Raw genomic sequence first — 18,035 nt, 5'->3', positions numbered from 1 at the left:
CGCCCATGATGACCCAAACCCAAGATGATATGCAAACCCAAGAGGATGTATTGGATGTGGCCCGCGCAGATGCGTTGCGGGTGACCCTAGATTTGCAGGAGCCCATTTTGGATGGGGATCCTTTGCCGCCCTTTTTTCATTACGCTTATTTTTGGCAACCGATACTGGCGGCAGATTTGGGGCGCGACGGGCATCCCAAGGTTGGTGGGTTTATTCCAGATATGGGCCTGCCCCGGCGCATGTGGGCTGGTGGGCGGTTGGAATTTCTAACGCCCTTGATTGCAGGAAGGCCCGCACAAAAGCGCAGCACGGTTTTAAAATCGGAACGTAAAACGGGACGGTCGGGGCCGTTAGGGTTTGTGACGATATCCCACGAGATTTGGCAAGATGGCCAATGTGCCCTACGCGAAGAACAGGATTTGGTGTACCGCGAGGAGGCCAAGCAATCGACACCCTCTGCACCCAAAATGGCGGATACGGACCACAGTGTTGAGACGCGTGAGTTTAGCACGACCCAGCTGTTTCGCTATTCGGCGTTGACGTTTAATGGCCACAAAATCCACTATGACCGGGAATATGCCAGTGAAGTAGAGGGCTATAATGGCTTAGTCGTTCATGGCCCGCTCTTAGCGCAATATTTGATGTTGATGGGCAATCAGCGCCTTAACGGGCTGTCTTATTTTGACTTTCGCGGAACATCAGCTTTGCTGGATCACGAACCAGCCACGTTTCATTGGGATGGAGGCCGATGCTGGGTGTCAGCGCCAGACGGGCGGCTGTGTATGCAAGCGCAGGCCCGTTAGAAGCTGTCTTCAACGCGAAACCCTTGTGGGATTTCATCGGCGCCATCCAGCATAAGATTGGCCATGACGTGGGCAATTTTGGGCGCCATGCCAAAGCCGATTTTGAACCCACCATTGGCGACATAATGCCCCTGCTTGCCCGGAAAATGTCCTAACATCGGCGCGCGGGATTTAGCCCGGGGGCGTACGCCCGCCCAACGCTGCACGATGGGCGCATCCCGCAAACACGGCAGGGCGTCATAGGCCCGTTGCAGGACCTCATCCAGTTGTTCGTCGGTGTCCGAGGGGCTGTCGAACTCGCGTTCGCTGGTGGATCCGATCCCCACCGTGTCATCAAAATGCGGGACGATATGCAGGCTTTCGGCGTAGATCTGGGGCAACTGACTGGCACGGTATTGCAGCAGGGCCGCTTGACCTTTTATACCGCCACCCACGGGTTTTTGTAACTCCTGCCCAAGCTGTTTCAAACCCTCATACCCCGTAGCCCACAACACACGACCTTCGTCACGGTAGCTGTCGGACCGGATCTGTCCGCCCATTTGAATAATCGCTTTGGCCAAGGCGTGACAGGCTTGATAGGGTTGTATGCGGGCTGTGAGCGTGTCGCGAATGACATATCCAGTGGGGCTGGCAGGTTCCCAATCAGAACCGGTGGTGGCGCAGACCTCCCATTTTGCCATGCCTTGCCAAAGCTCGGTTGCGGTGCCCGCGCGTCGATGTGCCAAATCCAGAGCTTTGTCATCCAAGATGGGTTGCACCCGACCGGTTTGGCCGTAACCACTAGGCACGCGGCCCAATTTTTCGACCTTGCGCCAAAACAGCGGGGCCATGATCAGACTTTCGAATTGAAACGCCTTTTTGGGGTTCCAGTTTTCTGGCGTATGGGGGGCAAGTGCTCCAACAACGCCGCCGCTTGACCCTGCACCGATGCCTTTGGTCTCGATAATACGCACCTTGGCACCACGACAAGCGCAGACAAAGCCCGTGGCCAGTCCGAAAATTCCCGCGCCTCTTATGGTGACATCAGCCGTTGTCAATTCTGCGGCTCCGTTGCACTGTCGATTTTGCACCAATGTAGGCGAGGCAATGGAACACCACCAGTCACCAAAATTGATATGGCGGGATAATGCCCTGCCAATCGCGGAAAATTTCGACGATCCCTACTATTCGCTGGAAAACGGTGCGGCAGAAACCGTCCATGTGTTTGTTGAGGGCAACGGATTGCCTGCACGGTTTTGTGAGGGGTTTCATATTGCGGAATTGGGGTTTGGCACGGCATTGAACCTGTGCGTGGCCCGCGCGGCTTGGGCGGCATCCGGGACCAAGGGCCCGCTGCGCTTTACCAGTTTCGAGGCCTTCCCGATGGAGCCTGATGATATGGCGCGCGCGCTGGCGGCTTTTGCGGATTTAGCGCCATGGGCTGATCCTGTGATCGAGGCGTTGCGCGCAGGGCAAACAAGGCTTGAGACGCCAGAGTTGCATTTTGAAGTGATCCTTGGCGATGCCCGTAACACGCTGCCCCGATGGCCGGACCGTGCAGATGCTTGGTTTTTGGACGGGTTTTCACCTGCCAAGAACCCCCAACTTTGGGAAGCGGACCTGATGCAAGACGTCTTTAACCACACGGCGGACAAGGGCACGGCGGCGACCTATACTGCTGCAGGATTTGTGCGTCGGAACTTGCAGGACGCGGGCTTTGAAGTGACGCGGGTGAAAGGCTTTGGTCGCAAGCGCCACATGACCCAAGCGGTGCGCCCGTGACGGCACAAAACACCACTCTTGCGATCTGGTTGATGGTGATCACTTCGTTCATTTTCGCGGCGCAAGACGGGATCTCGCGTCACTTGGCGGGGACGTATAATGTCTACATGGTGGTAATGATCCGCTATTGGTTTTTCGCGGCTTTCGTGGTGGCGATTGCGTCGCGCCAAAAGGGTGGCTTGGCCCGCGTTATCGCCACGCGTCAAAAGCTGTTGCAAAGCTTTCGTGGAATTCTTTTGGTGGCAGAAGTGATCGTTATGGTCAGCGCCTTTGTGCTGCTGGGTTTGGTTGAAAGCCACGCGGTTTTTGCCGCTTATCCGCTGCTGGTGGCAGCCCTGTCTGGCCCTGTCTTGGGCGAGAAAGTTGGCTGGCGGCGTTGGGTGTCTATCGGGATCGGGTTCATTGGGGTGTTGATTATTTTGCAGCCGGGATACGGGGTGTTTTCCCCCTATGCGGTGATCCCCGTGGCCAGTGCGCTGATGTTTGCGCTCTATAATTTGCTGACCCGTTATGCAGCACGCCAAGACAGTGCAGCGACCAGTTTTTTCTGGACAGGCACCGTGGGTGCGGCGGTGTTGACGCCAGTGGGCCTCTATTTTTGGGAACCGATGATCGCCTCGGATTGGATGTGGATGTGCGTGCTATGCCTGACCGCATCGACAGGGCATTTCACCTTGATCAAATGCTATGAGTTGGCCGAGGCCAGCGCAGTACAGCCCTTTGCCTATTTGCAATCTGTTTTTGCCGTAATGGCGGGGCTGTTTTTCTTTGGCGAAGTGTTGGAATTGCACGTGGCGATTGGGGCGGCTGTGGTTGCCTGTGCGGGGCTGTTTACCCTATGGCGGGCGCACACGGCGCAAGGTTAATCCGCGCTGCCTGCGGTGCCTTCGGGCAGGGCATTGAGCGGCGGTTTGGGCTGGCCCAGATTATCAGGGCGGGCACGGGGGCGGATGACGGGGGCACGCCCGATCAGTTCTTTGGTAAAGTTCAAGGGACCCGTTTTGCCCGACAGACGTGCGCGGTAAACAGGGAGGCTTTCCATAACGCGCATGACGTAATTGCGGGTCTCGGAAAACGGGATCATCTCGATCCAGTCCACCACGTCAATCTGGCCTTTGCGCGGATCGCCAAAGGTGGTCATCCAGCGCAACGGACGACTGGGGCCGGCATTATAGGCAGCGGCCACCATGACGTAAGAGGGGCCAAAGATCTCGGTCAACTCGGCGAGATAAGAACTGCCCAACACCGCGTTATACTTGGGGTCAGATGTCAGGCGGTCGACCGTGTAAGGCAGGCCCAAATCGGCGGAGACAGCTTTGGCCGTGGCAGGCATCAATTGCATCAACCCGCGCGCGCCAACACTTGAGCGCACGGCAGGGTCAAATTCACTTTCGCGCCGGGCAATGGCCAGTGCCAGTTCGGGCGGAACGGGGAGGTTGGTTTGGGCTAAAGGATGTAAGGGGTAATAGGCCTTGGGCAAGACAATCCCGCGGGACGCCGCGCGTTTACCAATCATAACGGCCAGATGCGGCTCGCCGCGTTCGATCACATAATCGGCCAGTTGCCCGATGGCCTGCCTGTCCAGCGTGTCCACGATATGGACCATGAATACCTCGGCAAGGCTTAGCTGGCCTGCGCGCAGCAATACATCAGCGGCTTGCACCATAGGGTTGGTCAAAAACGCGCCTTGCCGCCAATCGCCAAAATCTTCGGTGCCTGCAAGGGCAGGGTCCAAGGGTACGCCCAGCCATTCGGCAGAGAGCAACCCGTAAAAGCTGGTTTGATGTTGGGAGGCACGGGTGTGGGCGCGGGTGGCGGCATCAAAATCCCCAAGCGCTTCATGTGTTCGGCCCAACCAATATCCCGCGCGTCCCAGTGAGATCGGGGATTTTACTGCCGCCTCCAGCCGTTCGAAATGGCGAAGGGCGCGCTCGGGATCCTCGAGTTTACGAAGGGCGATGAAGCCTGCCAAAAACTCGAGATCCGCAAAGGCGCTGCCTGAGGTCAAATGATGGGTGGCTGCGATAAAATAGGCGGTCTCGGGTTTGCCATCGCGCATCAATTCACGGGCAAAGTTACGCCGTTGCCCTGCCCAGCGGGCAGGCTTGCCCAGCAAATCAGCGCTGATCGTGTAGCCTGCCAGCAAATCACGGGCCGCGTCTGTCTGCCCCTTAGCCAGACGCCAGCGAAAGCGTTCGTAGCCTAGGCCCGCCGTGGTGCGCTGGGCCTCTGGCACTGCTTCGATTTTGGCGTCCACGTCGCCTGTTTCGCGCCGCAGGGCGATCCGGGCCTCGGCTAAGGCGCGCGCCTCTGGGCTGACCCGTTCCAAAAGACGGCTGGCATCCGTAAAACGCCCGCGCCACAGCAGCATGTCCAGCCGTGTTTCATTGTGGGGTGCGATCAATGGCTCATAAAGCACACGAAAGGCTGCAAACTCTTCTGCGTTGAGGGCAAAGGTTTGCCAGGTTTTGACGACCAGTGTTTCGGCCTCGGTCGGGCGTCCTGTCGCCTCAAGTGCGCGGGCATGGGCCAGAACCCCAGCGCCAGTTTGCGCTGGGTAATCACGGAAGAACTGCAAAATCGCGGCAAGGTCTAATTCGTCTGCCAAATACCGCTCGACCTTGAGCCTTTGACGGCGCTGGTCGGGCCAATCGGGATGTTTGGCGACAAAGGCGTTGAATTCCGTCAGCCGCCCTCCGGCCTCGCGCAGCATCCGCCAATCGACGATATCAGCCAAGAGCGGGCTATGTTCTGCGGCGATGCGACGAGCGGTCACCCAGTCATTGCGGCTGGCGTCAAAAAATGCGGTGCGCAGGGCATCGCTGTCCTTTATTTGCTGAGCCGGTGCCGCATTGGCCAAAAACAACAGTGCAATAAGGCAAAAACGAAGCATTCAGAGCGGCTTTCGAGGCAACAACACGGGTAAAGCTAATGGACTGTGTCTAGACATCAACTCACTTTCTTGGCAAGGGGCGTGGGTGGGCGTTAACAAACCGCCCATTTATTCAACTTTGGGCGTGTCATTGCCCCAGCGACAAAGGAAGCGCGTTATGATCAAAGGTTCTATGCCTGCACTTATCACGCCGTTTGCGAACGGCCAGCTGGATTTGGACACGCTTAAGAAGCTGGTCCACTGGCACATCGAACAAGGCTCGCACGGGTTGGTGCCTGTGGGGACAACGGGTGAAAGCCCCACGTTGAGCCATTCCGAACATGATCAAGTGGTCGAAACTGTTGTGGAAGCAGCGGGCGGCCGCGTGCCGGTGGTCGCGGGTGCCGGATCTAATAACACGGTGGAAACGGTGCGTTTGGTCAAGGCGGCCAAAGCGGCGGGGGCCGATGCGGCCTTGGTCGTGACGCCCTATTACAACAAGCCGACCCAAGACGGGTTGAAGGCCCATTTTCTGGCCGCGGCTGACTGTGGCTTGCCGATCGTGATTTATAACATTCCAGGTCGGTCTGTTGTGGACATGTCGCCTGCGACCATGGGCGAACTGGCACAGCACGAGATGATCATTGGGGTCAAAGATGCCACTGGCGATTTGGCCCGTGTGCCTGCGCAACGTTTGACCTGCGGCCGGGATTTCATTCAGGTGTCCGGCGAAGATGGTACGGCCCATGGGTTCAACGCCCAAGGCGGCGTTGGGATGATTTCGGTCACGGCCAATGTGGCGCCTGCGCTCTGTGCTGAAATGCAAAATGCCTGCCTTGCCGGGGATTATGCAAAGGCGCTGGAGGTGCAGGATCGGCTGATGCCGCTGCACCATGCGATTTTCACCGAGCCGGGTCTGGTTGGCGCAAAATACGGTGTGGCCAAGCTGGGGCTGTGTTCTGACGAGGTCCGTCTGCCATTAGTTGGCCTGACCGACGGAACCAAGGCCAAAATGGACGCCGCTATGCGTCACGCGGGCTTGATCAACTAAATTGCGAGGATACGACAAAGGGCCGCGCGGGAGACTGCGCGGCCCTTTGCGTTTGGCGGCTTTGTTACCAACGGCCGCGTGTTTCGTGCCACTGGCGCAGAAACTCCATATCGCGATGTTTGGCTTCAGCTTCACGAATGCGGCGGCGCGCATCGGGGTCGTAACTGGCAGGGCCGCCGTGGGTTTTTGTCCGGGAGGCTGTCATCAGGGCATCGGCAATAACTGTAAGCATTGGATTGATCCTTTGTTTGGTGTTGATGTCTTGTTTTAAGGCTCTGTGCGGATCCAAGCGAGTCAGGAAGATTGACAATATGTAAGTTCAACTTTCATATAGGGCATGGACTGGAAAACGATCCCCTCCCTCGCGGCCTTGCGAGCCTTCGAGGCCACTGCCCGTTTGGAAAGCCTCAGCGGCGCTGCAGGCGAGCTAAACGTGACCCATGCGGCTGTCTCGCAACACCTGCGCACGCTGGAGGCCGAGTTTGGCTGTACTTTGATGCAACGCGCCGGGCGTGGCATGCAATTGACCGACAATGGTCGCCGCCTCGCCGCAGCTTTGGCCGATGGATTTGGCACGATTGCCGATGGGGTTGTCCAGCTGCGCGACCAGCAGGCAAACCGGCCCTTGGTGGTCTGCGTCACCCCGTCCTTTGCGGAAAGCTGGCTGATGCCGCGCTTGGGTGGGTTTTGGCAGAAACACCCCGACATCCAATTGTCGGTACAGCCGGGGTTTTCTTTGGTTGATTTAAAGCGGGATGGGGTGGATTTGGCGATCCGCTATGGGCGCGGGTCATGGGAGGGGTTGAAAGCGCGCAAGCTGGTGTCGGCGGCTTTTGTGGCGTGTGCGGTTCCCAAACTACGCCCGAAAAACCCTGCTGATATTCCAAAAGCGCAATGGTTCTTTGAACCGGCCCGCGCGGAATTCAGAGTGTGGGCGGAAAGTCAGGGCTTGGTCAATGCGGACACGCCATGGACAGCCATGGAGACGAACCAGTTGATCCTATCGGCGGTGCGGGCTGGTTACGGGTTTGGAGTGCAGAACAAGGCGTTGATCCAAGACGATTTGACTTCGGGACGCTTGATCTCGGTCTGCGACGACGTGCCGTCGGACCTTGGGTATTACGTAGTGACGCGCGAAGGTTTTGAAACGCCAGCGGCCCGCACATTCATCAAGTGGTTGTTCAAATCTAGCTAGGCTTACCAGAACGACCACCCGACACCCATGCGCGCTATGTATGTGCGATTTCGTGGGGATCGCGTACTTCGGCAATTGTGGTCACGGATAGCCGTTCGACGAGGCTTTGCTCGATCTCTTCGAGGACGGAGGCCACTTTTCTTTGCAGCTTATGTTCGACCGAACAGGCGGAAGCGGTTTCTTCGACACCTGTGGCCACCAGACTTTCGTCCAAGGCAAGGTAGACATCGGCCAGTGTGATGTCCTGCGGTTTGCGCGCCAAACGCCACCCCCCCGCATGGCCTTTTTCAGAGGTTAGTAATCCGGCCTCGCGCAGCTTGCCCAGTACGCGGCGCACCACAACAGGGTTGGTTCCTGCATGGTCTGCGATGTCAGCAGAGGTGCGTGTGCGATCTGGATCACCGGCCATATGACCAAGTGTGTGGAGGGCAAGAGACAGGCGCGAGTTTCGTTTCATGTGCGAGAAACCTCCAAGTTGGAGCTTAATGTAACTTTTTCTATTGCGTTAATCTAGTAACTAAGTAAGTTACCTGACTTGTATTCATTCGATTGGACGAAACCATGTCAGACAAACGTCTTCCCGTCACGGTGCTTTCTGGATTTTTAGGTGCCGGTAAAACCACGCTGCTCAATCGCGTTTTGAACAATCGCGATGGCCGTCGCGTTGCGGTGATTGTCAACGATATGTCTGAAGTGAACATTGATGCGGATCTGGTCCGTGCTGATACAGAACTGAGCCGAACGGACGAGACGTTGGTTAAAATGTCCAACGGATGCATCTGTTGTACTCTGCGCGACGATCTGCTGGATGAGGTGCGTCGCCTCGCCGCCGAGCAGCGCTTTGACTATTTGTTGATCGAATCGACTGGTATTTCCGAGCCTCTGCCTGTGGCCGCGACATTTGATTTTCGTGATGAGTTTGGTGATAGCCTTGCCGATGTGTCCCGGCTGGACACTATGGTGACGGTTGTGGATGCGGTTAATCTGCTGAACGACTTTTCCAGCCATGATTTTCTGCGCGACCGTGGCGAGACCATGGGCGAAGAAGACGAGCGCACGCTGGTGCATTTGTTGACTGACCAGATCGAATTTGCCGATGTGGTGATCCTCAACAAAGTCACTGACGCAGGCAAAGACCGCGTGGATGCCGCGCGCAAAATCATTCGCAGCCTCAATGCGGATGCGCGGATCATTGAGTGCGATCATTCAGATGTGGCGGGGGATGCGATTTTGGACACGGGCCTCTTTGATTTTGATCGGGCCCATGAGCATCCGATGTGGGCAAAGGAGCTGTACGGCTTTGCCGACCACACGCCTGAAACCGAAGAATATGGCGTGGCGTCTTATGTGTACCGCGCCCGCCAGCCCTTTGTTCCCGAGAAGATCCTCGCGGTTTTGAACGGGGATTTACCCGGTGTTATCCGCGCCAAAGGGCATTTTTGGATCGCCACGCGCCCTGCATGGGTTGCTGAGTTTTCGCTGGCGGGATCCCTGTCCAGTGTCAAACCGCTGGGGACGTGGTGGGCCACTGTGCCAAAAGATCGTTGGCCCGAAGATGAAACCGCAAGGCAATATATGCAGGCCCATTGGCAGGAACCTTGGGGTGATCGCCGCCAAGAGATTGTGTTTATCGGTGCAGGCATTGATTGGTCTGATATCACAGCGCGGCTTGATGCCTGCCTTGTGCCTGAATCCGTTGCGACCGGTATTGAGGCATTACCAGACTATTGCGATCCGTTTCCGGGTTGGCGTCGCATGGAGGCCGCCGAATGACACGCAACCTCGGCGCCACCTCGCTGACCAAAAAGCGCCGCTCTGGCGATCCAATGCGTGCGTACGATGCCCTGCCGACGCCCCTGCGGCGATGGCTGTCTCAGGCGGCTTTGCCGTGGTCGCCCGCCTCTGCACGCAAGATCTGGACCCGTGCCCATGCAAAAGGCCTCAGTGTCGAAGAAGCTTTGGCCGTGTTGTGCCAAGTTGAAACAAATACGCTTGCGCGTGATAAGCGCGCGACCCGCTAGCCAGTCCCCTTCCCAAACCCCAATTCCTTTCCCAAACCCCAATCCCTTTCCAAAACCAAGGACTAAAAAATGTCGCTCATAACGCGCTTTGCTACCGCAGCACTTTTGTCGCTCTCCACCGCTTTGCCGGGTCTTGCACAAGAGGGAACTTTCAACATTTCGGTAGGGTTTATCTCTAGTGATCCGATCCCTGATCCCCGTGCTGGGTACAATGGCTGGATGTCGAACCAAACCGGTGTGACTGAGACCCTGATGGGGATCGACTACGAATTAAACCTGTATCCTCGATTGGCAGAAAGTATCGAACAAACCGCGCCAACAACATGGCGTGTCACCCTGCGTGACGGCCTGACATTTCATGATGGCACGGCGCTAACCGCGCAGGCGGTTGTGGATGCGATCACACCTATCTCGGACGAGGCCCATCCGGGTCACAACAAGCGTATCGCCAATCTGCTGGATCTTGCGTCGATTTCGACCGAGGGCGACGCGGTCGTTGTGTTTGAGACGAACAGCCCCAACGCCGCATTTTCATGGACCCTGTCAGAGCCGGGCATCGCGATTCTAGGCGCTCCATCTGATGATTATCCGATCAACGGCACGGGCCCCTATGTGTTCCAAGAAGCGATCCCAGAGCAGCTGTACCGCGTGACCGCGAACGGTGACTATCGCCTCGGCGCCCCCGGGTTTGAAGAGGTTCGCGTGGTGCGCATCCCGGATCCGGGTGCCTCAGCCTTGGCTTTTGAGGCAGGCGAAGTGGATATGGTGATTAACTACCCTGAAACGGATTTTGCGCGCATTCAGGAAACAGGGGCCTTGGGGTTTGCAGCCCCCACAGCGCGGCTTTATTTTTACACAGTGAATGCGGCAAGTGGCCCAATGGCGAACCCATTGATCCGTCGAGCGGTGTCTGCCGCGATTGACCGTGATGGGATCGTGCAAGCGGCCCTGTCGGGTGTGGGCGGTGTGCCTGCTGGCACGGTTTATCCGTCAGGCATGGGATGGGCTGCGGACATCGATCCGGTCTATGATCCTGCTTTGTCCGAAAAACTACTGGCTGAGGCTGGTGCGGTCAAAGATGGGGGCACATGGATGTTGGACGGTGCGCCATTGGAAATTGACATTGTGACCTATTCATCGCGTGCAACGCTGGCGCCAACTGCCGAACTGACCCAAGCCTTTTTGCAGGCAATTGGTGTAAAGGCCAACATCAGCGTTGGTGAATACGGGGCCAGCAATGATGCAATCGCTGCAGGCGATGCGGATCTGTTCCTGCAGGCCTGGGTGACCACGCCACAAGGCGATCCCGGTGCCGTGCTTGAAACGCTGCTGAAGTCATCAGGCGGCTCAAACGCAGGGGGCTATAACAACCCCGCGCTGGATCAACTCCTCGACGATGGGCGGACAACATTCGATCAAGAGGCACGCGCGGTGATCTATGATAAAGTTCAAGACATTATAGCCTCCGAGGCGGCAATGATCCCTGTTTTCCATGTCAGCCAAACCAATGTCGCACATGCGGGCTTGGCCGGTTACGCGGTTCATCCGACAGAGACATATTGGATCACGCATGAGACCAAACTGACCGAATGACACTTGCTGCACAGGGTCTGAGCGCAATACGCTCGGGCCGAACCATTCTTCATCCCACGGATGTGACTCTCGAACCCGGCGAATACGTCGGGCTTGTTGGGGCGTCGGGGTCAGGAAAATCCACGCTGGGACATGCGTTGATCGATACGCTGCGCGCCCAAGGTGTCAGCGTCGCCCATGTCCCGCAAAGCCCAGACGAGGCGCTGGACCCGCTGCGGTCCATGGCGTTTCACTGGCGTGAGGCTGAGATTGCTTTGAACCGGCCCTGTGATCCTGCACGCCAGAAAATGTTGTTTGACGCGCTGCATATCCAAGGCGGCGATTTACGCAACCGCCCGTGGGGCTGGAGCCGTGGGATGCAGCAGCGTTTTGTCATTGCCATGGCGTTGATTGGCACGCCAGACTTGTTGGTGATGGACGAGCCTACTTCGGCGCTGGATCCTGTTGTGGCTGCGGGCACGATGGATCTGCTGGATGCGTATTTGAGGGACCGGCAGACCGTCCTTTTGTTGATCACCCATGACCTTGGTCTTGCCGCACGGCGTGTGCAACGCGTGATGATTATGGACGCCGGTAAGATGGTCGAAGACGCCCCAATCGAACAGTTTCTGGCAATGCCGTCCTCGTCTGCGGCCCAAGCCCTGTGTGCCCATCGCAACTGGTTGGAATTGCCATGCTAGTGGTCGATCAGGTCTGTGTCCGTCGCGGGGCTGTCTTTACGTTGCAGGACGTCTCATTGTCGTTGGCCCCCGGCAAAACACTGGCCGTGGTTGGCGAAAGCGGTGCAGGCAAATCGACACTGATCAGTGTCATTTTGGGACTGGTTCCCTGCGCATCAGGGGCTGTGACATGGGACGAAGCACCAGTACGCGCCTGCCGCCCTGCGCTGGTCATGCAAGAGCCGCGCAGTGCGTTCAACCCGGTGATGTCTTTGGGTAGGTCCGTGATGGAACCCGTGCGCGCCCAAGGATTAGAGGTCGACGCGAACCGTCTTGCGAGGCTGTGTGCTGGCCTAAAGATCGCGCCGGATGTGTTGGACCGCCGCCCGAACGAGGTCTCGATTGGGCAAGCCCAACGAGCGGGAATTTTGCGTGCGCTCATCGCCGCCCCGCCGCTGGTTTTGTTTGATGAACCGTTGTCAGCGTTGGATGCGGTCACCCAAAAACATACTGCGCGGCTGATCGCACAGCTGCAAGGCGAGGAAGGATTTGCGGCGCTGATCGTGACACATGACTTGGGCTATGCGTCGGCGTTTGCCGACGATATCGCAGTTTTGCGCGCAGGACGTATCGAAGAACTCACGCCCGCGAACACATTCGTTGAGGCCCCCGAAACTGCCTATGGGCGGACCCTGCGGGACGCGGCCTTTGCGCTTGGTGCATTGGAGCGGGTCGCATGATCCACGTCGCCGCAGGCCTTGTGTTGCGCGCTGTGGTGGTCCTGACGGGCACGGCGCTGCTGACTTTTGCCCTGTTATGGAACGCGCCGGGGGATCCGGCCCTAGCGATTGCTTTGGCCAGATACAACGCAGTGGTCCCGACCGAAGTGCTGGATCTGGTCCGCGCCGAAGCGGGTTTAGACGCAGGGTTTTTTCCGGCGTTCACAGCATGGGTCACGCCGCTGCTGATGGGTGATTTTGGGCAATCCACCGTGACGGGGCGCGATGTTTGGCCGGACATGGTGGCGGCGATTTCCTATACGGTCCCCCTTGCGCTGGCGGCATTGATCGTCGGTTTGGTCGTGTCTGTGCCCTTGGCCCTTTTGGCAACGCGCAGACTGGGGGGCTGGCTGGATCGAGGGGCTGTGGCGATTGCCTCTATCGGGGTGGCGATTCCAGCGTTTTGGTTGGGTCTTTTGTTGATCTTACTCTTTGCAGTGCAGCTGGGTTGGTTGCCTGCCATGGGCGCACGTACCTCGGCCCATATGATCCTCCCTGCAATGACCCTAGGCTTGGGCGTTGCAGCATCCCTGACCCGTATTTTGCGATCTGGTATTTTGGAGGCCCGCGAGCAACCGTTTCTGCCAGCTTTGCGACGGCGGGGCGTGGGGCATCGCGATATCGAGCGTCATCATGTAGCGCCCCACGCGGCGCTGCCTTTTGTCACTGTTTTAGGCCTAGAGTTAGCGTTTTTGCTAGAAGGCCTTGTGGTGGTTGAAGTGATCTTTGCCCGCCCCGGTTTGGCCAGTTTCCTTGTCTCGGCCATCGGTGCACGCGACTTTCCAAAGGTGCAGGCGGCGGTATTGGTCACTGCCGTTGTCTTTGTGGTGGTGAACCTGCTGATCGACCTTGCCTATCGCGCGCTTGATCCCCGTATCGGAGGGCCTGATGCGTAGTGTTTTCTTGTTGATTGCGATCCTTGTGGCGCTGGGGCTGTTCGGCCCGATGTTGGCACCCGAGGACCCGACGCAGATCGACATCCCAAACCGGCTGAGCCCGCCAAACGCCGACGCTTGGCTGGGCACCGATGCTTTGGGGCGCGATATTTTGTCGAGGCTGCTTTATGGGGCGCGATGGTCGCTGGGGCTTGCTTTTGTGATCTCGGTTATTGGGTTGGTTATCGGGACATTGGTCGGACTATTGGCAGCACTTGGTGGCAAGGCGGTGGATTGGGCCGTGATGCGCACAACAGACACGTTTCTTGCCTTTCCGGAACTTGTGGCATCGGTGGTGATCGCCGGGATTTTGGGGGCAAGCACGGGCAGCTTGATCTTTGCACTGACCGTGACCAGCTGGATGCGCTATGCACGTGTGGCCCGCGCCATTGGGCTGTCACTCAAGACGCGGGGCTATGTGGTTCAGGCACGTCTGGCGGGCCTTTCACCCATGGCCATGGCGCGGTGGCATTATCTGCCGTCTTTGCTGCCGTCGTTGACAGTGGTTTGGACGGGGATGTTTGCCCGCGCCATCCTTGGGATATCAACGCTGGGGTTTCTGGGTTTTGGGGTGCAGCCGCCGATGCCTGAATGGGGCACAATGCTTTTGGATGCGCGTATTCATATGCGGTCCACACCGTTGCAAATGATCTGGCCGGGCCTTGCTGTGGTGATTTGCGTCTTGGCCATCAATCTGGCAGGCGACGCACTGCGTGATGCCCTTGCAAAACAGGAGAGCAAGGCGTGACCGAGATTGATCACCCGCGGTTCGGCATCGCCCTGCGCATCTTGTCTGGTGCCCTTTTTGCGGGGATGATTATCTGCGCCAAAGCCGTCAGCGAAGACGTCCCACTGGGCGAGATCGTCTTTTTCCGCTCGGCTTTTGCGATGATCCCGTTGATCTTATTCCTTTGGCTGCGGGGCGAGTTTCCGCAAGGTCTGGCCACCAAGCGGCCCATTGGCCACTTGATCCGCGCAAGTTTTGGCACGCTTGCATTGTTTGCGTCGTTTGCCGCGATTGCGCGATTGAACGTGGCCGAGGCCGTGCTGATTGCACAGGTATCGCCGATCCTGATGGCACTGGCCGCAGTGGTGTTGCTGCGCGAGCAACTGACCGCGTGGCGCATCGGCGGGCTGGTTCTTGGCTTTGCTGGAGTTGTGGTAATGGTCTGGCCCGAGTTGGGTCAAAGTGGTGCGGATACGGCGCGGTTAGTCGGATTTTTCCTAACGGTGCTTTCTGCAACCCTGGGGGCGATTGCATTGATCATGGTGCGCAGCCTCAACCGGACAGAAAGCCCGGGGGCGATTGCGCTCTATTTTGTGCTGGCCACGATGATTGGGGCGCTGCTGACGCTGCCGTGGGGCTGGATGATGCCCAGCGGTTGGACACTTGTGCTGTTGATCGGGGCAGGCTTGTTTGGGGGCATGGCACATATCGCTATGACACTGGCCTTTCGCTATGCGCCCGCGACGCGTTTGGCCCCGTTTGAATATCTCGCGCTGCTTTGGCCAATACTTGCGGATCTGTTGATCTTTCGATTGCATCTATCGACGAGCTTTCTGTTTGCACTGCCGTTAATCCTGCTTGGCGCTGCGATTGCTGCGGCTGAAAAGGATAAAGCCGAGGCAATTCCTGCGACCCGTTGAGGGCTTCAGGAATTTGAGCGAAATGGTGTGAAACTCGGGCTATTTGATGTACAATAGTTATAGACGGCTTACGAAATAGCCGAGGGTAGCCTTTTTGAATCTGCAGTCCATGCGGCGCCAAGATGTGCTTCGGCGTGGGAGGGCGATCCTGCAACCCAGCCTCACCGCGCTGTAGATACCGATCATACCAACGGTAGAACGTCGTCTGTGGGATAAGCGCTGACGTCAGACTGGTGCGCATTTGCAAATGGTATTGCAAATTCTCCCCAACCTGAGGGGCCGCATGGCGCACTGTGATGTCGTGCTGTTTCAGCATAGCCTCGGGACCAATGCCAGACAGTTGCAACACCTGTGGCGATTGAACGGCACCTGAGAACAGCAGCCGCGTCACGGTTGGATGGGGTTGCAGTGTCAGATTTTGCCGCTTCATCGCGGGATACCAAGACGTGCTGCCAATCGTTGAAGTCGTCGTCCTCACCACGAATGTAGACTAGCCCGTTGAACGAGCTTGAGCCGCCCAAAAAACGGCCTCGCGGACAGTCCATTTGCCGTCCGTCAATACTGTCATCGGGTTCGGCCCGGTACAGATGTGACACCGCTGGATTGCAGATCGACTTGAAATATCCACCGGGCAAACGCAGCCAAAACCGCCCGTGGTGCTATCGGCCTCAAGGACCAGGACTTTGCAATTTTCATCCTCCGTCAGACGACCTGACCGCATCGCACCTGCCGTGCCAGACCCCATGATGATGTAGCCAAATCCTTGCACCCTCACGGGGTAGGTGCCTTTGTTTTGAAGATCATTTAACTTGGGTTCTGGCGGTCTTTGATACTTTTTAGCATAGCCTGAACTTTCTCGGTTCGGTGCAAGTCGACATGGGTCACCAGCCAAAACGGCACGGTCCAGTCGGGATTACTTGGTAAAACAGGGTGAAAGCCTTGGCTGGCCTCTGCCTCGTGGTCTGGCAGAAACCCCAACCCAATGCCCGCCCCAATTGCCGCAATATTGACTTCGACATTCCGAGAAGAAAGCGCCACGCGATCAAGGGGGATATTGTCCCGAATCCATTGTGCAAAGGGCAGGCGGCTGTCGTTGGGCGGCGGAGCTATAAATTGATGGTTGTGCAATTCGCTGGTGTCTTTTGGCAGGCCGTTTTGCGAGATGTATTTTTCGTGCGCATAGAGGTTAAAACCAATGTCCCCAAAGCTGGCCACAACATAGTCTGGATGTTCGGGTCGTGCGCCTGCCCGCAGGGCGATATGCGCTTCACCATATTCAAGGCGCGCGAGGTTTTCACTGGCGTCGATCTGGACTTGGCACTTGGGGTTGTTGACGCGAAAATTGGCAATTGCGCCCATCAGTAACTTGGCAAACGGGGCAAGGATCGTGAGCTTGATCTCGCCAGTAACGGCGGCTTTGGATCCTGCTATGCGCCCTGCCAGATCATTGGTCATTTCGTGGGTTTTCTGGGCTACCCGCAGCACGTCTTCACCCAGTTCGGTCAGAGTATAGCCACGCGCGTGCCGGATAAAGATGCGGCCGCCCAACTCGGCCTCCAGAACGTCGATGTGACGATTTACCGTGGCGCGATGAAACCCAAGCCTGTCCGCGGCGGCACTGACAGTCCCCAGTGTTGCGACTTGGTATGCGGTGCGAAGTTCTGCCCATTTGTCCATGGTTGTTATGCTCATTTTGCGCGCACATAGTGCGGATTTTCGCGCATTGAGCGCAAGAGTGATACATAGCATGTACAAGAAATCCAAAAACTATCAAAGCTGGAACACTTTCATGACTTATCTATCGCTTGGCATTCGCATCTTACTGACCCTCGCATTCGTTGGCGCAGGCGGCGCAAAACTGGCTGGGGCCGAAATGATGGTCGGCACTTTTGAACAGCTGGGACTTGGCCAAGGCTTTCGCTACGTCACTGGCGCGATCGAGATCATTGGAGCGGCCCTGCTGTGGTTGCCACGACGTCAGGTTATAGGAGCGGCTGTTCTGGGTGGCACAATGGTTGGTGCAGTTCTATCGCATCTGCTTATCCTTGGGCCATCTGCCCTACCCGCGATCGTCCTAGGCCTGCTGTGTACTGCGGTCCTTTACATCCACCGCGGGCAAATCCCTGAGGTTCTGAACCGCACATCTGCCAGCTAATGCCTTTTGCGTTGGTGATCCAAAGCGCCTGAATTTCAAAGCCCACTCACTGCAAAGACCCTGCGCACCTTTTTTAAAAAGATGCGCAGGACATTTGTTTACCAATCTACGCCATGGACGACCAGATGCGGTACTCCGTCCGAGGTGTGGCTGTGGCTGATTCCTTGGGCGTTGATTGTCGCCGTAATCCGGCTGCGCATGGCCGAAAAGCTGTCGAAAGCCACAACATCAATCGGCTCATCCAGTTGGATGGCGATGCGGTGGGCGGTTCCGACCTGCGACAAGGATTTGACGATTCCAGTGAACGTATGACCCATGTAACGCCCTGTGACGGGGCCACCCACGACAGGTGTCGGGGTTGCGGCCTGCGCCGACAACGTGTTCCAATCCCGTGCTCCGTTCTGCTTGGCCACCAGTTCGAGGGCGGCAGAATGGGTGATAGGATGGCCCGTTGCGGTCAGTTCGCGCCGCAGGGCTTTGGCTTGGTCTTTGTACCGCTGGGTGTGCGGATTTTGGATATTTGGTCTCATTTGGACACCTCTATATGGCCGTATTGATGTGAAC

20 protein-coding genes and 2 pseudogenes are annotated in these 18,035 nt (G+C 57.4%); 14 read left to right on the top strand and 8 right to left on the bottom strand.

The features are described from left to right. Positions 1 to 5 precede the first annotated feature (5 nt). Positions 6 to 803, top strand: a complete 798-nt coding sequence (locus ACIRQ6_RS15675) for an acyl dehydratase (RefSeq protein ID WP_420861535.1) — start codon at positions 6 to 8, stop codon at positions 801 to 803. On the opposite strand, the gene ACIRQ6_RS15670 is transcribed toward ACIRQ6_RS15675, so the two are convergent. Next, positions 800 to 1,840 carry an NAD(P)/FAD-dependent oxidoreductase gene (locus tag ACIRQ6_RS15670; RefSeq protein ID WP_420861534.1) on the bottom strand — a complete coding sequence of 347 codons (1,041 nt, stop codon included), beginning with the start codon at positions 1,838 to 1,840 and terminating at the stop codon, positions 800 to 802. The genes ACIRQ6_RS15675 and ACIRQ6_RS15670 overlap by 4 nt on opposite strands. 49 nt (positions 1,841 to 1,889) lie before the next feature. On the opposite strand from ACIRQ6_RS15670, the gene mnmD reads away from it, so the two are divergent. Together mnmD and ACIRQ6_RS15660 are read left to right on the top strand one after the other, a co-directional pair. Continuing rightward, positions 1,890 to 2,564 (top strand): tRNA (5-methylaminomethyl-2-thiouridine)(34)-methyltransferase MnmD, encoded by a 675-nt coding sequence (gene mnmD, locus ACIRQ6_RS15665; protein WP_420861533.1) that lies wholly within the window; start codon positions 1,890 to 1,892, stop codon positions 2,562 to 2,564. Continuing rightward, complete coding sequence (locus ACIRQ6_RS15660) at positions 2,561 to 3,430, top strand: DMT family transporter (RefSeq protein WP_420861532.1); 870 nt, start codon at positions 2,561 to 2,563, stop codon at positions 3,428 to 3,430. Before mnmD ends, ACIRQ6_RS15660 begins: the two co-directional genes overlap by 4 nt. Here ACIRQ6_RS15660 and ACIRQ6_RS15655 read toward each other — a convergent pair. Next, entirely contained in the window at positions 3,427 to 5,457 is a 2,031-nt protein-coding gene (locus ACIRQ6_RS15655) for a transglycosylase SLT domain-containing protein (RefSeq protein ID WP_420861531.1), read from the bottom strand. The two genes, ACIRQ6_RS15660 and ACIRQ6_RS15655, sit on opposite strands and share 4 nt — an antisense overlap. 157 nt (positions 5,458 to 5,614) lie before the next feature. Between ACIRQ6_RS15655 and dapA the strand changes: the two genes are divergently transcribed. Further along, positions 5,615 to 6,487: a 4-hydroxy-tetrahydrodipicolinate synthase gene (gene dapA, locus ACIRQ6_RS15650; protein ID WP_420861530.1), complete on the top strand. Its 873-nt coding sequence runs from the start codon at positions 5,615 to 5,617 to the stop codon at positions 6,485 to 6,487. Positions 6,488 to 6,551: 64 nt separating this feature from the next. Here dapA and ACIRQ6_RS15645 read toward each other — a convergent pair whose 3' ends face one another. Beyond that, positions 6,552 to 6,719: a hypothetical protein gene (locus tag ACIRQ6_RS15645; RefSeq protein ID WP_420861529.1), complete on the bottom strand. Its 168-nt coding sequence runs from the start codon at positions 6,717 to 6,719 to the stop codon at positions 6,552 to 6,554. A gap of 105 nt (positions 6,720 to 6,824) precedes the next feature. On the opposite strand from ACIRQ6_RS15645, the gene ACIRQ6_RS15640 reads away from it, so the two are divergent. Continuing rightward, positions 6,825 to 7,682, top strand: a complete 858-nt coding sequence (locus tag ACIRQ6_RS15640) for a LysR family transcriptional regulator (RefSeq protein WP_420861528.1) — start codon at positions 6,825 to 6,827, stop codon at positions 7,680 to 7,682. A 34-nt stretch (positions 7,683 to 7,716) separates the two neighbouring features. Here ACIRQ6_RS15640 and ACIRQ6_RS15635 read toward each other — a convergent pair whose 3' ends face one another. Further along, on the bottom strand, positions 7,717 to 8,139 hold the full coding sequence (locus ACIRQ6_RS15635; protein WP_420861527.1) for an RrF2 family transcriptional regulator: 423 nt from the start codon (positions 8,137 to 8,139) through the stop codon (positions 7,717 to 7,719). Positions 8,140 to 8,243: 104 nt separating this feature from the next. Between ACIRQ6_RS15635 and ACIRQ6_RS15630 the strand changes: the two genes are divergently transcribed. The 8 genes from ACIRQ6_RS15630 to ACIRQ6_RS15595 all read left to right on the top strand — a co-directional run bounded on the left by ACIRQ6_RS15630 (position 8,244) and on the right by ACIRQ6_RS15595 (position 15,316). Then, positions 8,244 to 9,455: a GTP-binding protein gene (locus ACIRQ6_RS15630; RefSeq protein ID WP_420861526.1), complete on the top strand. Its 1,212-nt coding sequence runs from the start codon at positions 8,244 to 8,246 to the stop codon at positions 9,453 to 9,455. Then, positions 9,452 to 9,703, top strand: a complete 252-nt coding sequence (locus ACIRQ6_RS15625; RefSeq protein ID WP_420861525.1) for a DUF6525 family protein — start codon at positions 9,452 to 9,454, stop codon at positions 9,701 to 9,703. Before ACIRQ6_RS15630 ends, ACIRQ6_RS15625 begins: the two co-directional genes overlap by 4 nt. Positions 9,704 to 9,772: 69 nt before the next feature. Next, entirely contained in the window at positions 9,773 to 11,296 is a 1,524-nt protein-coding gene (locus ACIRQ6_RS15620) for an ABC transporter substrate-binding protein (RefSeq protein WP_420861524.1), read from the top strand. Further along, positions 11,293 to 11,976, top strand: a complete 684-nt coding sequence (locus ACIRQ6_RS15615; RefSeq protein WP_420861523.1) for an ATP-binding cassette domain-containing protein — start codon at positions 11,293 to 11,295, stop codon at positions 11,974 to 11,976. The genes ACIRQ6_RS15620 and ACIRQ6_RS15615 overlap by 4 nt, the downstream gene beginning before the upstream one ends. Next, complete coding sequence (locus tag ACIRQ6_RS15610) at positions 11,970 to 12,695, top strand: ABC transporter ATP-binding protein (RefSeq protein WP_420861522.1); 726 nt, start codon at positions 11,970 to 11,972, stop codon at positions 12,693 to 12,695. The genes ACIRQ6_RS15615 and ACIRQ6_RS15610 overlap by 7 nt, the downstream gene beginning before the upstream one ends. Further along, complete coding sequence (locus ACIRQ6_RS15605; RefSeq protein WP_420861521.1) at positions 12,692 to 13,630, top strand: ABC transporter permease; 939 nt, start codon at positions 12,692 to 12,694, stop codon at positions 13,628 to 13,630. The genes ACIRQ6_RS15610 and ACIRQ6_RS15605 overlap by 4 nt, the downstream gene beginning before the upstream one ends. Beyond that, positions 13,623 to 14,417, top strand: coding sequence for an ABC transporter permease (locus ACIRQ6_RS15600; protein WP_420861520.1), 795 nt, complete (start codon positions 13,623 to 13,625; stop codon positions 14,415 to 14,417). Before ACIRQ6_RS15605 ends, ACIRQ6_RS15600 begins: the two co-directional genes overlap by 8 nt. After that, positions 14,414 to 15,316 carry a DMT family transporter gene (locus tag ACIRQ6_RS15595; RefSeq protein ID WP_420861519.1) on the top strand — a complete coding sequence of 301 codons (903 nt, stop codon included), beginning with the start codon at positions 14,414 to 14,416 and terminating at the stop codon, positions 15,314 to 15,316. The genes ACIRQ6_RS15600 and ACIRQ6_RS15595 overlap by 4 nt, the downstream gene beginning before the upstream one ends. A 256-nt stretch (positions 15,317 to 15,572) precedes the next feature. Here ACIRQ6_RS15595 and ACIRQ6_RS15590 read toward each other — a convergent pair. The 3 genes and pseudogenes from ACIRQ6_RS15590 to ACIRQ6_RS15580 all read right to left on the bottom strand — a co-directional run. Beyond that, positions 15,573 to 15,746, bottom strand: a pseudogene (locus ACIRQ6_RS15590) (GMC family oxidoreductase N-terminal domain-containing protein); the annotation flags it as partial. Positions 15,747 to 15,816: 70 nt separating this feature from the next. Next, positions 15,817 to 15,861, bottom strand: a pseudogene (locus ACIRQ6_RS15585) (hypothetical protein); the annotation flags it as partial. A gap of 259 nt (positions 15,862 to 16,120) precedes the next feature. Continuing rightward, positions 16,121 to 17,008 carry a LysR family transcriptional regulator gene (locus tag ACIRQ6_RS15580; RefSeq protein WP_420861518.1) on the bottom strand — a complete coding sequence of 296 codons (888 nt, stop codon included), beginning with the start codon at positions 17,006 to 17,008 and terminating at the stop codon, positions 16,121 to 16,123. Between the two features lie 97 nt (positions 17,009 to 17,105). On the opposite strand from ACIRQ6_RS15580, the gene ACIRQ6_RS15575 reads away from it, so the two are divergent. Continuing rightward, positions 17,106 to 17,471: a DoxX family protein gene (locus ACIRQ6_RS15575; protein WP_420861517.1), complete on the top strand. Its 366-nt coding sequence runs from the start codon at positions 17,106 to 17,108 to the stop codon at positions 17,469 to 17,471. 98 nt (positions 17,472 to 17,569) lie between these two features. On the opposite strand, the gene ACIRQ6_RS15570 is transcribed toward ACIRQ6_RS15575, so the two are convergent. Continuing rightward, a complete protein-coding gene (locus ACIRQ6_RS15570; RefSeq protein ID WP_420861516.1) occupies positions 17,570 to 18,001 on the bottom strand; it encodes a glyoxalase superfamily protein in 432 nt (143 codons plus the stop codon). Between the last annotated feature and the right edge of the window lie 34 nt (positions 18,002 to 18,035).

The organism is Algirhabdus cladophorae, assembly GCF_044772865.1.
GTDB classification, from domain to species: domain Bacteria; phylum Pseudomonadota; class Alphaproteobacteria; order Rhodobacterales; family Rhodobacteraceae; genus Algirhabdus; species Algirhabdus cladophorae.
Note: the sequence above shows the minus strand (reverse complement) of the source record. Positions and strands in the feature narration are given on the sequence as shown.